This window comes from Mesorhizobium sp. P2_C7, assembly GCF_056404515.1.
In genome coordinates this window covers 88,221-104,918 of sequence record NZ_JBFUDW010000017.1, presented here as the reverse complement: position 1 = coordinate 104,918, position 16,698 = coordinate 88,221, and the positions used below count along the sequence as shown (strand labels likewise).

At 62.8% G+C, this 16,698-nt stretch carries 16 protein-coding genes; 7 read left to right on the top strand and 9 right to left on the bottom strand.

Going from position 1 to position 16,698, the window contains the following annotated elements; translation table 11 throughout:
• Positions 1–216: 216 nt before the first annotated feature.
• From AC1D2G_RS28935 to rpsF, 7 genes are all read right to left on the bottom strand, one after another.
• Positions 217–1,707, bottom strand: a complete 1,491-nt coding sequence (locus AC1D2G_RS28935) for a replicative DNA helicase (protein ID WP_095086422.1) — start codon at positions 1,705–1,707, stop codon at positions 217–219.
• Positions 1,708–1,927: 220 nt separating this feature from the next.
• Positions 1,928–2,896 carry a small ribosomal subunit Rsm22 family protein gene (locus AC1D2G_RS28930; protein WP_477418351.1) on the bottom strand — a complete coding sequence of 323 codons (969 nt, stop codon included), beginning with the start codon at positions 2,894–2,896 and terminating at the stop codon, positions 1,928–1,930.
• 2 nt (positions 2,897–2,898) lie between these two features.
• A complete protein-coding gene (locus AC1D2G_RS28925) occupies positions 2,899–3,222 on the bottom strand; it encodes a YnfA family protein (RefSeq protein ID WP_477418349.1) in 324 nt (107 codons plus the stop codon).
• Between the two features lie 67 nt (positions 3,223–3,289).
• Entirely contained in the window at positions 3,290–4,594 is a 1,305-nt protein-coding gene (locus AC1D2G_RS28920) for a class I SAM-dependent methyltransferase (RefSeq protein ID WP_477418347.1), read from the bottom strand.
• Between the two features lie 284 nt (positions 4,595–4,878).
• A complete protein-coding gene (gene rplI / locus AC1D2G_RS28915; protein WP_095086410.1) occupies positions 4,879–5,463 on the bottom strand; it encodes a 50S ribosomal protein L9 in 585 nt (194 codons plus the stop codon).
• Positions 5,464–5,678: 215 nt separating this feature from the next.
• Entirely contained in the window at positions 5,679–5,927 is a 249-nt protein-coding gene (gene rpsR, locus AC1D2G_RS28910; RefSeq protein ID WP_006203718.1) for a 30S ribosomal protein S18, read from the bottom strand.
• Entirely contained in the window at positions 5,927–6,427 is a 501-nt protein-coding gene (gene rpsF, locus AC1D2G_RS28905; RefSeq protein WP_023761609.1) for a 30S ribosomal protein S6, read from the bottom strand. The genes rpsR and rpsF overlap by 1 nt, the downstream gene beginning before the upstream one ends.
• A 467-nt stretch (positions 6,428–6,894) precedes the next feature.
• Between rpsF and AC1D2G_RS28900 the strand changes: the two genes are divergently transcribed.
• Positions 6,895–8,541 carry a pilus assembly protein TadG-related protein gene (locus AC1D2G_RS28900; protein ID WP_477418345.1) on the top strand — a complete coding sequence of 549 codons (1,647 nt, stop codon included), beginning with the start codon at positions 6,895–6,897 and terminating at the stop codon, positions 8,539–8,541.
• A gap of 45 nt (positions 8,542–8,586) precedes the next feature.
• On the opposite strand, the gene AC1D2G_RS28895 is transcribed toward AC1D2G_RS28900, so the two are convergent.
• Positions 8,587–10,539, bottom strand: a complete 1,953-nt coding sequence (locus AC1D2G_RS28895; protein ID WP_477418446.1) for an LTA synthase family protein — start codon at positions 10,537–10,539, stop codon at positions 8,587–8,589.
• Positions 10,540–10,792: 253 nt separating this feature from the next.
• Between AC1D2G_RS28895 and fabD the strand changes: the two genes are divergently transcribed.
• From fabD to fabF, 4 genes are all read left to right on the top strand, one after another.
• Positions 10,793–11,740 (top strand): ACP S-malonyltransferase, encoded by a 948-nt coding sequence (fabD, locus tag AC1D2G_RS28890; protein WP_477418343.1) that lies wholly within the window; start codon positions 10,793–10,795, stop codon positions 11,738–11,740.
• Between the two features lie 60 nt (positions 11,741–11,800).
• Positions 11,801–12,538, top strand: coding sequence for a 3-oxoacyl-[acyl-carrier-protein] reductase (gene fabG / locus AC1D2G_RS28885; protein WP_477418341.1), 738 nt, complete (start codon positions 11,801–11,803; stop codon positions 12,536–12,538).
• A 212-nt stretch (positions 12,539–12,750) separates the two neighbouring features.
• A complete protein-coding gene (locus tag AC1D2G_RS28880; protein WP_006203723.1) occupies positions 12,751–12,987 on the top strand; it encodes an acyl carrier protein in 237 nt (78 codons plus the stop codon).
• Positions 12,988–13,021: 34 nt separating this feature from the next.
• On the top strand, positions 13,022–14,284 hold the full coding sequence (gene fabF / locus AC1D2G_RS28875; RefSeq protein WP_477418339.1) for a beta-ketoacyl-ACP synthase II: 1,263 nt from the start codon (positions 13,022–13,024) through the stop codon (positions 14,282–14,284).
• Here the strand turns inward: fabF and AC1D2G_RS28870 are convergent.
• A complete protein-coding gene (locus tag AC1D2G_RS28870; protein WP_477226447.1) occupies positions 14,272–14,541 on the bottom strand; it encodes a hypothetical protein in 270 nt (89 codons plus the stop codon). The genes fabF and AC1D2G_RS28870 overlap by 13 nt on opposite strands.
• On the opposite strand from AC1D2G_RS28870, the gene mltG reads away from it, so the two are divergent.
• Positions 14,447–15,646: an endolytic transglycosylase MltG gene (gene mltG, locus AC1D2G_RS28865; RefSeq protein WP_477418444.1), complete on the top strand. Its 1,200-nt coding sequence runs from the start codon at positions 14,447–14,449 to the stop codon at positions 15,644–15,646. The two genes, AC1D2G_RS28870 and mltG, sit on opposite strands and share 95 nt — an antisense overlap.
• 158 nt (positions 15,647–15,804) lie before the next feature.
• Positions 15,805–16,695 (top strand): YicC/YloC family endoribonuclease, encoded by an 891-nt coding sequence (locus AC1D2G_RS28860; protein WP_457151711.1) that lies wholly within the window; start codon positions 15,805–15,807, stop codon positions 16,693–16,695.
• Positions 16,696–16,698 lie beyond the last annotated feature (3 nt).

Here is a 16,698-nt window from a genome sequence, read left to right as displayed (position 1 = left end):
TGGAAGTAATCGGGAGTTGGCGATCCTGCCCACCCCCCTCTGTCCTGCCGGACATCTCCCCCGCAAGGGGGGAGATTGGATGTCATCACCGTCTTCGCCAATTGCCCAGGTTGAAGAGAGGGCGCCGCAAATGAAACTGCCGATCTCCCCCCTTGGGGGGGAGATGCCCGGCAGGGCAGAGGGGGGTGTGACGGAATGCGAGGGGAGATCAAAAACTCACTCGAATCTTTCAGGCAAATGATGCTCTTCGGCGAGGTCGGAGAAGCGGGTGAATTCGCCCTGGAAGGCAAGGCTGACGGTACCGGTCGGTCCATGGCGCTGCTTGGCGATGATCACTTCGGCCTTGCCCTGGACCTCGACCATCTTTGTTTCCCAGGCGAGATGCTCGGGCGTGCCTTTCTCGGGCTCCTTGTTTTTGATGTAATATTCCTCACGATACACAAACAGCACCACGTCGGCGTCCTGCTCGATCGAACCCGATTCGCGCAAGTCCGACAGCTGAGGATGCTTGTCGTCGCGGCTTTCGACCTGACGCGAGAGCTGCGAGAGCGCGATGATCGGCACACCAAGCTCCTTGCCGAGCGCCTTCAGTCCGGTGGTGATCTCGGTGATTTCCTGGACGCGGTTCTGCGACGCCTTGGCGGACGAACCCTGCATGAGCTGGATATAGTCGATGACCATCAGATCCAGCCCGCGCTGGCGCTTGAGGCGGCGGGCGCGAGCCGCAAGCTGGGCAATCGAGATACCGCCCGTCTGGTCGATGTAGAGCGGGCGCTTGTGGTTCTCCTGCGTGTAGGCAACAAGCTTGCCGAAATCGGCTTCTGTCAGGTCGCCGCGCCTGATTTTCGATGATGGGATTTCGGTCTGCTCGGAAATGATGCGGGTGGCCAATTGCTCCGACGACATTTCGAGCGAGAAGAAGCCGACGACGCCGCCATTGGCCGCCTTGACGGAGCCGTCCGCCTGCTGGGCAGGCTCATAGGCGGCAGCGATGTTGTAGGCGATGTTGGTGGCCAGCGACGTCTTGCCCATGCCCGGACGGCCGGCGATGATGATCAAATCCGACGGCTGCAGGCCGCCCATGCGGTGGTCGAGATCGCGCAGGCCGGTGGCAATGCCGGACAGGTGCCCATCGCGCATATAGGCGGCACTGGCCATGTCCACGGCGTTCTTCAACGCGTCGGAAAAACTCTCGAAACCGCCGTCGTAACGGCCGTTTTCGGCCAGCTCGAACAGCCGCCGCTCGGCATCCTCGATCTGTTCGGTGGGCGCCATGTCGACCGGCGCGTCATAGGCGATGTTGACCATGTCCTCGCCGACGGTGATCAGCGCGCGACGCGTCGCAAGGTCATAGATGGCGCGGCCATAGTCGGTGGCGTTGACGACGGTGACGGCTTCCACCGCCAGCCGCACGACATATTGCGCCATCGTCATGTCGCCGACCTTCTCGTCGGCCGGCAGGAAGGTTTTCAGCGTGATCGGCGTCGCAACCTTGCCCATGCGGATGAACTCTGACGCCACCTCATAGATCTTGCGGTGCAACGGCTCGTAGAAATGGCCGGCCTTCAGAAAGTCCGAGACGCGGTAGAAGGCATCGTTGTTGACCAGGATGGCGCCGAGCAGCGCCTGCTCGGCCTCAATGTTGTTTGGCGCTTCACGATAAAGCGGTGTTTCCGCGACGCCGAATTTTCGCGCTGCCTCTGCCATGATATCCCCGATTTCGATCCCGGCTCTTCGATACCAGAATGACAAAAGTCAGTGCTGACTTATCTGCAACAGTGCCGATGCCAACCAACATCAATGTTCGCTTGTTCACAGGAACAACAAATCGTCCACAGGACAGAATTCCCGTCCCCCGATTTCTGTTGACTCGGCAGAGGAACAATCTACACGAAAAACAAGAACGAAGCAAGAACAATTGTGCCGGTCAAATCTCCAGAACGTCGCCCCAGTCCGACCGCCGCGCTGCCTTGAACGTCTCGCCGTCGCGCTTGGTGAACAGCCTTTCGCCGGCACTGCCATTGCTCTCGCAAAGTTTCAGCAACACCTTGCCGGATCCTGATTTTGGTGGCGCGATGACCCGTGCCCGAAGGGAAGGAGCAGGCTGTCGCGAAGCGGCGACATAGATGAACTTCTCGTCTTCCCATGGCACGTCGGCATCCTTGGCCAGCCGGTGCAGGCGCGAGCGGGCGACGCGGCGGGAAAAATGGCACCAGTCGGGCGGGGCGAGCGGGCAGGGCGCCTGATGCGGGCAGGGCGCAAGTACATACGCGCCCGCCTCGATCAGCTGCCGGCGCACGGCAAGGATGCGCTGCCATCCGGCCGGCGTGCCCGGCTCGACGACCAGCAGCGTATCGTCGGTGAGTTGCCACAGCCGACCGATAAGCTTTGGCAGAGACGCAGGGACAATTTCGTCGAGCACATAGGCGCAAGTGACCAGATCGGCCGGCTCGATGTCGGCAAGGTCGATGGTGGCGTCGCCGGCCAGCCATCTGGTTCTGGCGGCAATCGCCCCGGCGGCAAGCGTTTCGCCGACCTTGCGCGCCGCGGCGCTGGCTTCGAACAGCACCGCCTGTTCGAGATCGGGCCACAAGTCACTCGTGGCCCAAAGCACCGTACCAGGGCCGGCGCCGACATCGAGCAGGCTCTTGGGTTGAAAGCCGGGCCTGGCGTCGCTGAGCGCATCGAGGCTGGCGCGGACGGCGGCGTAGGTCGCCGGCAGCCGCGTCGCCAGGTAGGCTTGCACGGCCAGGTTCTCAGCCATATGCAGCCGACCATCGCGCAGTTCGGCGCGGTACCGGTCGGACAGCGTTTTTGCCGCCTGCTTGAGTGTCGCCAGCGGAACGTTCTCGAGCAGACGCTCGACACCCTGGCGAAGTGGGGCCGGTAACTCCATGCTCAGGCTCCGCGTGGCGCGACGAGGATCACAGAGGCGCCGACAATGCAGAGCGCTGCTCCAGCGAGGTCCCAGCGGTCGGGGCGCACACCCTCCACCAGCCACAGCCAGCCGAGCGACACCGCGATGTAGATGCCGCCATAGGCGGCGTAGGCGCGGCCGGCGGCATTGGCATCGACCAGCGCCAGCAGGAAGCCGAATAGAGCGAGCGAGGCGAGACCGGGGAGCAGCCACAGTGGCGACTTCTCCAGCCGCCACCACGCCCAGAACGAAAAGCAGCCTGCGATCTCGGCCAGGGCAGCAGCGACGTAGAGGACATAGGTCATGAAAAAGGCCCCGTGGCTATCACGGGACCTTTTTCAGTGCACGCGCTGGCAATGGCAAGCGGCAATGCTATTTCTGGTCCGCGACCTTGCGGCGGCGAGTTGCCTTGGCTACCGGGCTTTTCTCGATGGGGGCCGTTTCACGATGCCCCATATCGCGCATCTCAAGCGCCTTCTCGCATTTGGCCATGTACTCGCGCGTCGTTGGCAAGGTGTCGTTCTTCTTGGCGATCTGGATCTGGAAGATCACCAGATCCTGCCAGCGGAAAGCGGCTTCCGAGGCGGCCAGGTAGAACTCCCACATGCGGCAGAAGCGCTCGTCGTAGATCGCCTTGGCCTTGTCGCGGTTGGCGGCGAAGCGCTCGCCCCAGTGCTTCAGCGTGTCGGCATAGTGCAGCCGCAGGATTTCGATGTCGGTGACGACCAGCCCCGACTTCTCGATCGCCGGCATGACTTCGGAGAGCGCAGGGACATATCCGCCCGGGAAGATGTATTTGCGGACGAAGGCGGTGGTCGCCCACGGCACGCCGGAGCGGCCGATCGTGTGCAACAGCATGACGCCATCCGGCTTGAGCAATGTCGCCGACTTGTCGAAGAAGGTGCGGTAATGGTTGACGCCGACATGTTCGAACATGCCGACCGAAACGATGCGGTCGAAACGCTCGTTGAGCTCGCGGTAGTCCTTCAGCTCGAAATGCACGCGGCTTTCCAACCCTTGCGCGTGCGCTCGGTCGGTGGCGACGCCATGCTGTTCGGTCGACAGCGTCACGCCTTGCACGTCGACATCGAACGCCTTGGCGAGATAGAGGCTGAGCCCGCCCCAGCCGGACCCGATGTCGAGCACCGTCTGGCCGGCCTTCAGCCTGAGCTTGGCGGCAATGTGGCGTTTCTTGGCAGCCTGCGCTTCGTCGAGCGTCATGTCCGGCTGCTCGAAATAGGCGCAGGAATACTGCATGTCCTCATCGAGGAAGAGCCGGTAGAGGTCGCCCGACAGGTCGTAATGGCGCTGCACGTTGCGGCGCGAGCGCGAGGCGGTGTTGATCTGCTGCAGGCGGCGGAAGGCATGGCGCAGGCCTTCGATGGCTTTCGACCATGTGGCGTCGATGCCGCCGCTGCCCATGTTCTGGAAGGCGATGCGCATCACACCCAGCACGCCGCCTTCGAGAATGTCGAGCTCGCCGTCCATATAGGCTTCCGGCACCGCCAGCATCGGATCGAAGGTGATGGCCCGCTCGGCATGCGCGGTCTTGATGTGCATGTGCACCGGCTCGCCGCTGCCGTCGCCGAACACCACCGCGGCGCCCTTGGGGCCGGTTACCTTGAGATTGCCGGTGCGAACCAGGCGGTCGAGAACGCGCTTCAGCAGAATATTCATGACCAAATGTCCCCTCAGACAGGCTGTCTCGGCCCACGACCCCGAAAATCGAAATCGACTTTCGGGAAAGGGATCGTGCGCCAAACCAAAGTTTCACAGCGTCCTTAGCGCGGCCAAAGGACGCGCGACGCTGTAGTCTGCATCAATATATAGGGGTTCGAAAAGTTCCATTTGGCACAAAAATGCCCGGGCGCGAGACCCGGGCATTGGTCCAGTATGGCTGAGGCCAAACTGGGAAGCTAAAGTGCGGCACGCCCACCGGGGCGCGCCGGCAACTCAAATCATCAGGCGTTGTCTTCGCCGCCTTCGAACTCGGTGTTCGGGTCGAAGAAGTTTTCCGGCCGCGCATTGTCGTTGATGTCGTCGCCATAGATGGCTTCGGCGGTGGTCAGCGTCTCACCCTTGGCCTGGCGTTCGGCTTCGTCGGCCGTGCGGGCGATGTTGAGCGTGATCGTGACCTCGACTTCCGGATGCAGCGCGATCGCCACATTGGTAAGGCCGATGGTCTTGATCGGCTGGTTGAGCAGGATCTGGTTGCGGTTGACCGTGAAGCCTTCCGCCGTCAGCAGATCCGCGATGTCACGGGTCGACACCGAGCCGTAGAGCTGGCCGGTTTCGCCAGCCGAACGCACGGCGATGAAGCTCTTGCCGTCGAGCTTTTCGGCGACCTGGCTGGCTTCCGACTTGCGCTCGAGGTTGCGGGCTTCGAGTTGGGCGCGCTGGCCTTCGAACTTCTTCTTGTTGGCTTCGTTGGCGCGCAGCGCCTTGCCCTGCGGCAGCAGGAAGTTACGGGCAAAGCCGTCCTTGACCTTGACGGTATCGCCCATCTGGCCGAGGCGGGAAACGCGTTCGAGAAGAATGACTTCCATGGTTTTGTTCCTTCAGTTGGGCGGCAATCATGCGATCGACGCCGGATGTCTTGGGAACAGGTCAGGAAGCTTGGGGCGCGCCTTGGCGCCGGTGTCGCTGTCCTGCCTGTTCAGGCAGTTAGAGGTTTGACCTCAACTCGGGATTTGAATGCGATCCCCGCGGCGCCCGTCGCCGAGGTGAAAAAAGCGGGCGGCAAGCCGCCCGCTCGAAAGTCTTAGCGAACCACGTAGGGCAGCAGGCCGAGGAAGCGGGCGCGCTTGATCGCCTTGGCGAGTTCGCGCTGCTTCTTCTGGCTGACGGCTGTGATGCGCGACGGCACGATCTTGCCGCGCTCGGAAATGTAGCGCTGCAGCAAACGCACGTCCTTGTAGTCGATCTTGGGGGCGTTGGCGCCGGAGAACGGGCAGGTCTTGCGGCGGCGATGGAACGGGCGCCGGGTCGGGATCTGGTTGATGTCGACCATTATTCTGCACCCCCTTCAAAGCCTTCGCGCGGACGGCGCGGACCACGATCGGCACCGGCGTCGCCGAACGAGCGCGGCGGACGATCGCCACGGTCGCCGCGATCACGGTCGCCGAACGAGCGCGGACCACGATCGCCACGGTCACGGTCGCCGAAGCCACCGCGTTCCGAGCGCTCTTCGCGCTTCTGCATCATGGCCGACGGGCCTTCCTCATGCGCCTCGACCTTGATGGTCAGGAAACGCAGCACGTCTTCGGACAGGCCCATCTGGCGCTCCATCTCGTTGAGCGCGGCCGGCGGGCAGTTCAGGTCCATCAGCGTGTAGTAAGCCTTCCGGTTCTTGTTGACCCGGTAGGTGAGGGACTTCAGTCCCCAGTTCTCGACCCGGCCGACGGACCCGCCATTTGCGGAGATGACGCCCTTGTACTGTTCGACAAGCGCATCGACCTGCTGCTGCGAGAGGTCCTGCCGGGCAAGAAACACATGTTCGTAAAGAGCCATAGTGTATCAGTGCCTTTCTTCGTTTCTCTCCCGGTTCCCGGCGGCAAAAGCCTCTGCAACTTCTCTGACCCGCCGTTCCCGGTAAAAGGGGGCGGGGAAGAAAGGAGCATGACGAGACGGTCGAGAGCGGAGACACGGGAGGCGGAAGCACTTCTGTCTTCACACGAAGGTTTTCGAAAAAACCTCCGGCCCTCCGTTCAGCCCCCAGCTGGGACCGGCAGATTGGGGGCGTCTATACAGCAATCCGCCCACAACGCAAGCGCAAGCGGCATTCCCTTGTGTCGCAGGGGCGGAAAAATCAAGCAGCAACAATGGCAAGGCTTCGTGGTTTCCGGCAACCGGGCCTTAACCACAATGTCAGGTTGTGTGGAGTTGAGATCCTGCCGTCAACGCTCGATTCATCAAAGAAGGCGCAGAAGCCAGGCCAATCCGCGCACAAAAGCGGCAAGCATTTCCGGGGGGTAAGGATGCTTCTTAACAAGTTCTGGCGCTCGACGAGCGGCAATTTTTCGCTTGTGCTGGGGCTGGGGTTGCCGGCCATCCTCACGGCTGTCGCCTTCGCAACCGATGTCTCCACCCTGATGCGGGCCAATAGCAACCTGCAGAATGCCCTCGATGCGGCAAACCTTGCCTCTTCGCATCTGGGCGATCTCGACATCACCCGCAATGACGCCTTTGACCGCTATTTCCAGGCCAACATCGCCGGCCATGGCGAACTCGGCAATGCGAAGGCGATGTTGACGGTCGACAAAGGCGTCAATTTCGTGAAGACGAAGGCGGTTGCCTCAGCCGACGTCACTCTCAACTTTGCCTTCCTGTTCGGCAAGGAAAAGCACATCGAGGTCGATGCCTCCGCCGTCGAATCGAACAACCAACTCGAAGTCGTGCTGGTGCTGGACAACACCGGCTCCATGGCCGGCGCGCGCATGACGGCGTTGAGGACGGCGACCAAATCATTGCTCGACAAGCTCGAGGCGACAAAATCGCCGACGCGCCAGATTCGCGCCTCGCTGGTTCCGTTCGTCACGGCCGTCAACGTCGATGGCGATGAATTCGACCCGTCCTGGATCGACATGGACGGCAAGTCCTCCACCAACGGCGTCAATTTCCCGGTCATCGACGGCAAGCGTCCCAACCATATGGCGCTTTTCAAGCAACTCAAGCAGACCGGATGGACCGAGCCCGGATGGAACAACACCGGATGGAAGGGCTGCGTCGAGGCGCGGCCGGGCGCCTACAACATTTCCGATACCCCACCCGACCCGGACGAGCCCGACACTCTGTTTGTTCCGTATTTTGCGCCGGACGACCCCGAAGTTGCCCAGAAGCCGTCTGCCTCCTATGGCAATTCGGATAAATACTACAACAATTCCTATCTCGACGACGTCAGCGACAAGACCAAGCTCGCCAAGCAGAAGGGCAACCTTCTCGGCATCGATCTCAACGATCTGCTCGGCGATTTGTTGTCGCCCGGTACGAGCGCCAAGGAAAAGGTCGCCAAATATGTTGCGCCCGCCAAGGAGTTCATCACCGAGACGGGCACCCCCGTCACCGTTGGCCCGAACCGCGCTTGCCCCACACCCGTCGTCCCGCTGACCGACGATTTCGACAAGCTGCGCAAGGCAGCAAGCCAGATGACCGAGTGGAACGGTTCAGGCACCAATGTCTCCGAGGGCCTGTCGTGGGGCATGCGGGTGCTGTCGCCCGCCGCCCCCTATACCGATGGAGCGCCGTGGAAGACGCCCGGCGTCAGCAAGATCGTGCTGTTGCTCACCGACGGCGAGAACGTCGTCTATGGCGCCAGCGAACAGCCAACGAAGTCCGACTACACATCCTATGGCTATCTCGCAGGTGGCCGTTTCGGGTCGGACAGTCAGGCGACCGCGGCGCGCAATGTCGACGGCTGGACCAAAAGCGTTTGCACGCAGTTGAAGAACGAGGGCGTGCAAATCTACACCATGGTGCTGCAATCCGACACCGCCGCCAACCGCTCGCTTTACAGCGCGTGCGCCTCGGATCCGAGCGGCTACTATGCCGTCAACGATCCGACCAAACTGCCGGACGTATTCCAGCAGATCGCCAACAAGTTCTCGAAGCTGCAATTGACGGATTGAACGTGTGAAGGGTCGCCAGGCCCGAGCCTCACGGGATCGTTTGGCTCAACTCGTATGGGCGACGATTTTGTCGACCGTTTCGGGGAAGAAGTCCGGCGCCGCGAGGCGTTTGCCGAACATCATGTCGTACTGCAGCAGGCGGAAATCGCGGATCGTCGGATCGATTTCCTTCTGCCGTGACCAATCTGGCGTGGCTTCGCCCGTCGGCGTCAGCAACAAATTGCGGTCGACGACGCGGTAGCGTTCGCGCATCTCACCCAGGAAGCCGGTGTAGTAGGGATGGGTGATGCCGGCGGTGGTGAGGATATGATAGGGCAGGAACGCCGGGCTCACCGCGCCGAGGTTCTCGACCGGACCGGAGTGGTTCGACCAGATGATCAGCGGCGTCTGGTGATGTTCAAGTGCGGCTTGCGGCGTCGGTTCCTTGCGCGGCGCGACATTGTCTTTCAGGAACCCGGTTTCGACATAGACCGGCCCCAGCGGCGGCAGATGGTCGCCGAAGAAGGCGATCACGGTGGGACGGGAGCGTTTCTTCGCCCATTCGACAAGGCGTTCAAGGCCACGATCGGCGTCGGCTGACCCCTCGGCGTAGCTGAGCAGCGATTCGCGTGCCCATTGGCTGATCGGTGCCTGCACCGTGTGGGTTGGATTGTAATAGCGGTTCGGCTCGTAGGGGCCGTGGTTTTGCAGGCTTACCGCAAAGAAAAACACCGGCTCATCGCTGGCGTCGGCCTCGCTGATGATCTCGTCGGTCATCGCCGCATCGGACGCCAGCGGCCCGCGCTTTTGCAAGGGCGGCAGCGTCTCTTCTGATTTGAAATCGTTGAAGCCGAAATCAGCGTAGACCGCGCCACGGTTCCAGAACCAGTTGGTGCCGGGGTGGATGGCGCGCGCCCGGTAGCCCTGGCTCTTGAGGAACGTTGCGAGCGAAGGCGTCGGCGTGCGCACATATTGCTGATAGGGGATGCTGCCGGCCGGCAGGAAGGCGTTGGAAAAGCCGGTCAGCGCCTCGAACTCGATGTTGGCGGTCATGCCGCCGAATTCGGGCGAGAACATCGAGCCCGAGCGCAACGCGCGCACGTTGGGGATCGGGTCGGGCGTGATGGTGACGCCGGGCAGCTTGGTCGGATCCCAGAAGGATTCGCTCATGACGATGATGATGTCGGGTTTCTCTGCCGGCATCGAGGAAGTCACATCGGTCCTGTCGATCGCCGCGATTGCCTTGTCGGAATAGCCTGGCGGCGCCGAGACATGCGCCATCGGCACGTTGAGGGCAAAGGCCAGGGCAAAGCCGTTGGACGCATAGTTTTCCTTCTGGTCCCACATGATCGGGATGATCTGCAGCCGGTCCCTGGTCCAGGAGAAGGTGGCGTAGTCCATGATCGAAACGAAGAAGGCGAGCAGCGGAACCGCCAGCGTCAGCCGGGCAAGGCGGCCCTTGCGGCTGAGCGCCGGAACCTTGCGCCGCCATAGCCGCCAGCCATAGACGAGCAGCGACAGGCCGGCGACGATGCCGACCACCATGGCGAGCGCGGTCATCGGCCGGTCGCGCACCAGGAGCGGCAGCAGCGCGAAGATCTGGCGGGCGTAGAGGAAATCGGTGGGATAGAGCGGATCGCCGAGATAATGCGACTTCTGGTGGCCGACAAAGGCAAGTGAAAGGGTCAGCGGCGCGACGATCATCAGGCTCTGGTGGCTGCGGCCAAGCACGGCATCGAGGCCGATCAGGATCAGCGCGAACACGACGATGGTGGTCCAGCCCGGCTTGAGCGGCTGCAGGAAGAAGGCGACCGTGCCGGCAAAGTCGCCGCGCACGATCAATTCGATCGCAAACACCATGACGGCAGCGATTGCCAGGCTGACCAGCCCATAGCGCACGACCGGCCATGTCCTGCCCGGCAGATAGCCGGTGGACGGGTCGTCTTCCAGGAACTGTGGCGCGGCTTTGCCGACGCGTTTGGAACTCTTTGCCACTTTAACTTCCCCACCCAGCGACAAACTCGTCACTCGATTGTCATATAATTGTCACGCAAAGCTAGCGCCTGTGGCGGAAATAAGAAGAGCCAGCAAACGATTCGTGAGCGGTTTTCATCAGGAGTGATCGCCAAAAAGCCTTTCGGAACAGGCACTCGGCCGGCGATGGTGCCGCCGGCCAGGGTCGAACTGGGCTTGACTTGGCGGCCTGCCTTGCGTCACAGGCAAGAAAAACCCGACTATCAGGCAAGCAAAACCAGCCCTTGGGAGCCCTCATATGGCCGTTGCATTCACCTTTCCTGGACAAGGCAGCCAGGCTGTCGGCATGGGCAAGGATCTCGCCGATGCCTTTCCCGAGGCGCGCAGGGTCTTCCAGGAGGTGGACGACGCTCTTGGCGAAAACCTGTCGAAGCTGATCTGGGAAGGGCCGGAGGAGACGTTGACGCTGACCGCCAATGCCCAGCCGGCGCTGATGGCGGTGTCGCTGGCCGCGATCAGGGCGCTGGAATCGCGCGGCTTCTCGCTGAAGGACAAGGTCGCCTATGTCGCCGGCCATTCGCTGGGCGAATATTCGGCGCTCGCGGCCGCCGGCTTCGTTTCGGTTGCCGATGCCGCCAGGCTGCTGCGCATCCGGGGCAATGCCATGCAGGCGGCGGTGCCGGCCGGCGAGGGCGCCATGGCGGCTATCATCGGGTTGGAACAGGCGGATGTAGAAGCCGCCTGCGCCGAGGCTGCCCAAGGGGCTGGCTCTGTCTGCCAGGTGGCGAACGACAATGGCGGCGGCCAGCTGGTCATTTCAGGCACAAAGGGCGCAGTGGAGCTGGCGGCGAAACTTTGCACGGAAAAGGGCGCCAAGCGGGCGCTGATGCTGCAGGTTTCGGCGCCTTTCCACTCCGCGCTGATGACGCCGGCGGCCGAGATCATGCGCGAGGCGTTGGCCAGCGTGGCGAAGGCCGCCCCGGTGGTTCCCATCGTCTCCAACGTCACCGTCACCCCGACCAATGATCCGGACGAGATCGCGCGGCGTCTGGTCGAGCAGGTGGTTGCCCGCGTGCGCTGGCGCGAGACGGTGGAATGGTTCGGCGCAAACGGCATCGCCACGCTTTACGAGATCGGCGCCGGAAAGGTGCTTTCAGGCCTGGCGCGGCGCATCAACCGCGACATCGCCACCGCGTCGGTCGGCTCCGCGGCTGATGTCGAGGCGGCGCTGGCGACGCTTGCTTAATCTAGTGCCATTTGACCCTGCCCGTGCAAAGGGTGTTCTCTTCTCAATCAGGAGACAAAAATGTTCAAATTGACTGGCCGCAAGGCACTCGTCACCGGCGCATCGGGAGGCATTGGCGAGGCGATCGCCAGGGTGCTGCATGCGCAAGGCGCCATCGTCGGCCTGCATGGCACACGGGTCGAGAAACTGGAGACGCTGGCCGCCGAGCTTGGCGATCGGGTCAAGCTGTTCCCGGCCAACCTGTCGAACCGTGACGAGGTCAAGGCACTCGGCCAGAAGGCGGAGGCCGACCTCGAAGGCGTCGACATCCTGGTCAACAATGCCGGCATCACCAAGGACGGGCTGTTCGTGCGCATGTCGGACGCCGACTGGGACACCGTACTCGAGGTCAACCTGACCGCTGTCTTCAGGCTGACCCGCGAACTCACCCATCCCATGATGCGCCGCCGTCACGGCCGTATCATCAACATCACCTCGGTTGTCGGCGTCACCGGCAATCCCGGCCAGACCAACTACTGCGCCTCCAAGGCCGGCATGATCGGCTTTTCCAAATCGCTGGCGCAGGAGATCGCCACCCGCAACATCACCGTCAACTGCGTCGCCCCGGGCTTCATCGAATCGGCGATGACCGACAAGCTCAACGACAAGCAGAAGGAGGCGATCATGGCGGCGATCCCGACGCGCCGCATGGGCACCGGCGCTGAAGTCGCATCCGCCGTTGCCTATCTCGCCTCCAACGAAGCCGCCTACGTCACCGGCCAGACCATCCATGTGAATGGCGGCATGGCGATGATCTGAACGAGGTCCGGCGGAGTTGTTGCCGGCTTGTGAAAAGAGACCATTTCGGCTTGGACCTCTGCTATTTTTCGTGTAATGCGGCCCGCAACCCGGCGGTTCGGGCAAAAACCGGTCCGTGGCCGTTGCGTTTCCGGCAGGACCATCTTTCAGCTTGATTAGCGGCATTCTGCCCGCTAACGAAGACAGACAAACAAAAGACGAGGATGCCCCAAATGAGTGACACCGCAGAGCGCGTCAAAAAGATCGTCATCGAGCACCTTGGTGTCGATGCCGACAAAGTGACGGAGCAGGCGAGCTTCATCGATGATCTGGGCGCCGACAGCCTCGACACGGTCGAACTCGTCATGGCGTTCGAAGAAGAATTCGGCGTCGAGATTCCCGACGATGCGGCCGAGACCATCCTGACCGTCGGCGATGCGGTGAAGTATATCGACAAGGCATCCGCCTGACGCTTTCCGCAGTCATCACCGGGGAGGACCTGCGATGAGGCGTGTCGTCGTCACGGGCCTTGGGTTGTTGTCGCCATTCGGCATGGGCTTCGAGCACAGCTGGAAGGAACTACTGACCGGCCGCAGCGCAGCCAAGCGCATCACCGAGTTTGAGGTGGAGGATCTTGCCTGCAAGATCGCCCACGTCATTCCGCGTGGCGATGGCAGCAATGCCACCTTCAATCCCGAGGCCGTGCTCGAGCCGAAGGAATTGCGCAAGATCGGCGACTTCATCCTGTACGGGATTGCCGCCGCCGACGAGGCGCTGAAGGATTCCGGCTGGGAGCCAAAGACCYATGCCGAGCAGTGCGCCACGGGTGTGCTGATCGGCTCCGGCATCGGCGGCATCGAAGGCATCGCCGAGAACGCGATGATCCTCAAGGAACGCGGTCCACGCCGCATCAGCCCGTTCTTCATCCCCGGCCAGATCATCAATCTCGTCTCCGGGCAGGTCTCGATCAGGCACGGGCTGAAAGGCCCGAACCACGCCGTCGTCACCGCCTGTTCGACCGGTGCGCACGCCATTGGCGACGCTGCCCGGCTGATCATGTGGGGCGATGCCGACGTGATGGTCGCCGGTGGCGCCGAAGCGCCGGTGACGCGGCTGTCGATCGCCGGCTTCGCCGCGTGCCGGGCGCTGTCGACCGATCGCAACGATGCGCCGCAAACGGCGTCGCGCCCCTATGACCGCGACCGCGACGGCTTCGTCATGGGCGAAGGCGCCGGCGTCGTCGTGCTTGAAGAGCTCGAACATGCCAAGGCGCGCGGCGCCAAGATTTACGCCGAAGTGACCGGCTACGGCCTCACCGGTGATGCCCATCACATCACAGCGCCTGCCGAAGACGGCGACGGCGCCTTCCGCTGCATGACGGCGGCGTTGAACCGGGCCAAGCTGACGCCCGCCGATGTCGACTACATCAACGCGCACGGCACCTCGACCATGGCCGATACGATCGAACTCGGCGCCGTCGAGCGGCTTGTCGGCAATGCCGCGTCGAAGATTTCGATGTCGTCCACCAAGTCGTCGATCGGCCATCTGCTGGGGGCGGCCGGTGCTGCCGAAGCGATCTTTTCGGTCCTCGCCATTCGTGACAATGTCGCGCCGGCGACCATCAACCTCGACAACCCGGAGCGCGAGACCGCGATCGACCTGGTGCCCAACAAGCCGCGCGCTCGCCAGATCGACGTTGCACTGTCCAATTCCTTCGGCTTTGGCGGCACCAACGCTTCGCTCGTCTTCCAGCGCTATAATGGCTGATCGTCCAACTGCCCGGCGATGCTTCGGCATGCCGTCAATTTTGCCATATTCGCCCCTACTCTGCCGCAGGGGATTCGTTGAGCGATCAAACGGTAGGGCAAAATGAACACAAATCCGGCGGGCAACGGAGAATTCGGACAGCGTCCGGCATCGGGGCCGATCATGCCGAAGACGGCGAGCGAGGCCTTGCGGCCGGAGGCCGGCACACCGCCGCCGAAGCGCTCGCGTGCTTCGCGCAGCCAGGTCGTCGTGTTCATGAACTTCGTCATCTCCGTGGTGATGCTGATGGTTCTGGCGGCCGGCGCCGCGGTCTATTTCGGCAAGCAGGAATTCACCGAAGCTGGCCCCTCGGCCAATGGCGACACGTTCCTGGTCAAGCCGAATACCGGCGTCCAGGATATTGCCGACCAGCTCGAACGCCGCGGACTGATCAGCGACGCCCGGATCTTCCGCCTTGGCGTGCGCGCCTACGGCAATGATTCGGCGCTGAAGGCCGGCGAGTACGAGATCAAGCCCAAGGCTTCCATGCGCGACATCATGGAGCTTTTGAAGAGCGGGAAGTCGGTGATGTATTCGCTGACCGTTCCAGAAGGGTTGACGGTCGAGCAGGCGCTGCAGCGCATCGCCGATGAGCCGGCCTTGAGCGGCGATATGCCGGCGACCACTCCTCCCGAGGGCAGCCTCGCCACCGACACGCTGCGCTTCACGCGCGGCGCGACACGCCAGCAGATGATCGACAAGCTGCTGGGAGATCAGAAGAAGCTGGTCGACGAAGTCTGGCAGCGGCGCGCGCCGGACCTGCCGCTGGCCAATGTCGAAGAGTTCGTTACGCTGGCCTCCATCGTCGAGAAGGAAACGGGCAAGGGTGACGAGCGCTCACGGGTTGCCGCGGTCTTCCTGAACCGGCTGGCCAAGGGCATGCGCCTGCAATCCGACCCAACCATCATCTACGGTCTGTTCGGCGGCAAGGGCAAGCCGGCGGACCGGCCGATCTACCAGTCGGACATCCAGAAGCAGACGCCCTACAACACCTATGTGATCAACGGCCTGCCACCGACGCCGATCGCCAATCCGGGTCGGGCGGCGCTGGAGGCGGTGGCCAATCCGTCGAAAACCGACGATCTTTACTTCGTCGCCGATGGTGCCGGCGGCCATGTCTTTGCCGCGACGCTCGAAGAGCACAATGAGAACGTCGCCCGCTATCGCGCGTTGCAGAAAAAGCAGGCCGACGACGCCGCCAAAGGCGCCAACACCACCGGCGCCGGCGACAGCAATGCCGACAAGCCGGCTGACGGCAATGCTGACAAGCCGGCTGACGGAGGCGACGACAGCGGCGGCGGCGATGCGGGCGCTGCCCAGTAGGACGAAGAAGGGCGTTGCCACAAGGCGGCGCCCCTGACATTTGGAGCAGCGCCGCGCGTCCGATTTCGGCGGGCCTGCGGCGCAGTCATTTTTAAGCAGCACGTGCTCCCCTCCGGAAAACCGGTTTCGGAGCGATGTGCCAGGGACTTGTGGGCGACATGAATTTGCAGAGCATGACCGGTTTTGCACGTGCCGTCGCCGAGCATGAAGGCACCGCGATCGCCTGGGAGGTCAAGTCCGTCAACGGCAAGAGCGTCGAAGTGAGGCTGCGATTGCCGCAAGGTTTCGAGCGGCTGGAACCGGCTGTCAGGCAGACGCTTCAGAAGCGCTTTGCGCGGGGTAATTTCCAGGCGACGCTGACCATTGGCCGTGCCGCCGGCGCGCAGGCGCAGCCCGTCGTCAACGAAGTCTTTCTGAAGGACCTTGCGGGGCTCGCCAAGCGGTTGCAGGAGCAATTCGGTGTCGCCCCCGCGACATCAGACGGATTGCTTTCGCTGCGCGGCGTGCTCGATATTCCCGAGACTGTCGAAACCGAAGAGGTGCGCGCTGCGCTCGACATCGCGATCACGGCTGCGCTCGAGGTGGCCCTCAAAGGGCTGGAACAGGCGCGACAGGGCGAAGGTGCCGCGCTGGCCCTGCTGTTGGCGGGCCATATCGACGCAATCGAGGCGCTGACGTTGCGGGCCGAGGCCGATCCGTCGCGCGAGACGGCGGCGATCCGCGAACGCCTCGCCGAGCAGGTCAGGCTGCTGATGGACGCGTCCGCCAATCTGGACGCCAGCCGGCTGCACATGGAGGCGGCTTTCCTGGCCACCAAAGCCGATATTCGCGAAGAGATCGATCGCCTGAAAACGCATGTCGCATCTGGTCGGGCACTGCTTGAGGGCGGCGGCGCGGTCGGCCGCAAGCTCGATTTTCTGGCACAGGAATTTAACCGCGAATCGAATACGCTGTGCTCGAAGTCGAACGCCGCTACGGTCACCGCGATCGGGCTGGAGCTGAAGGCCGTGGTCGACCAGTTTCGTGAACAGATCCAGAATCTGGAGTAGCCG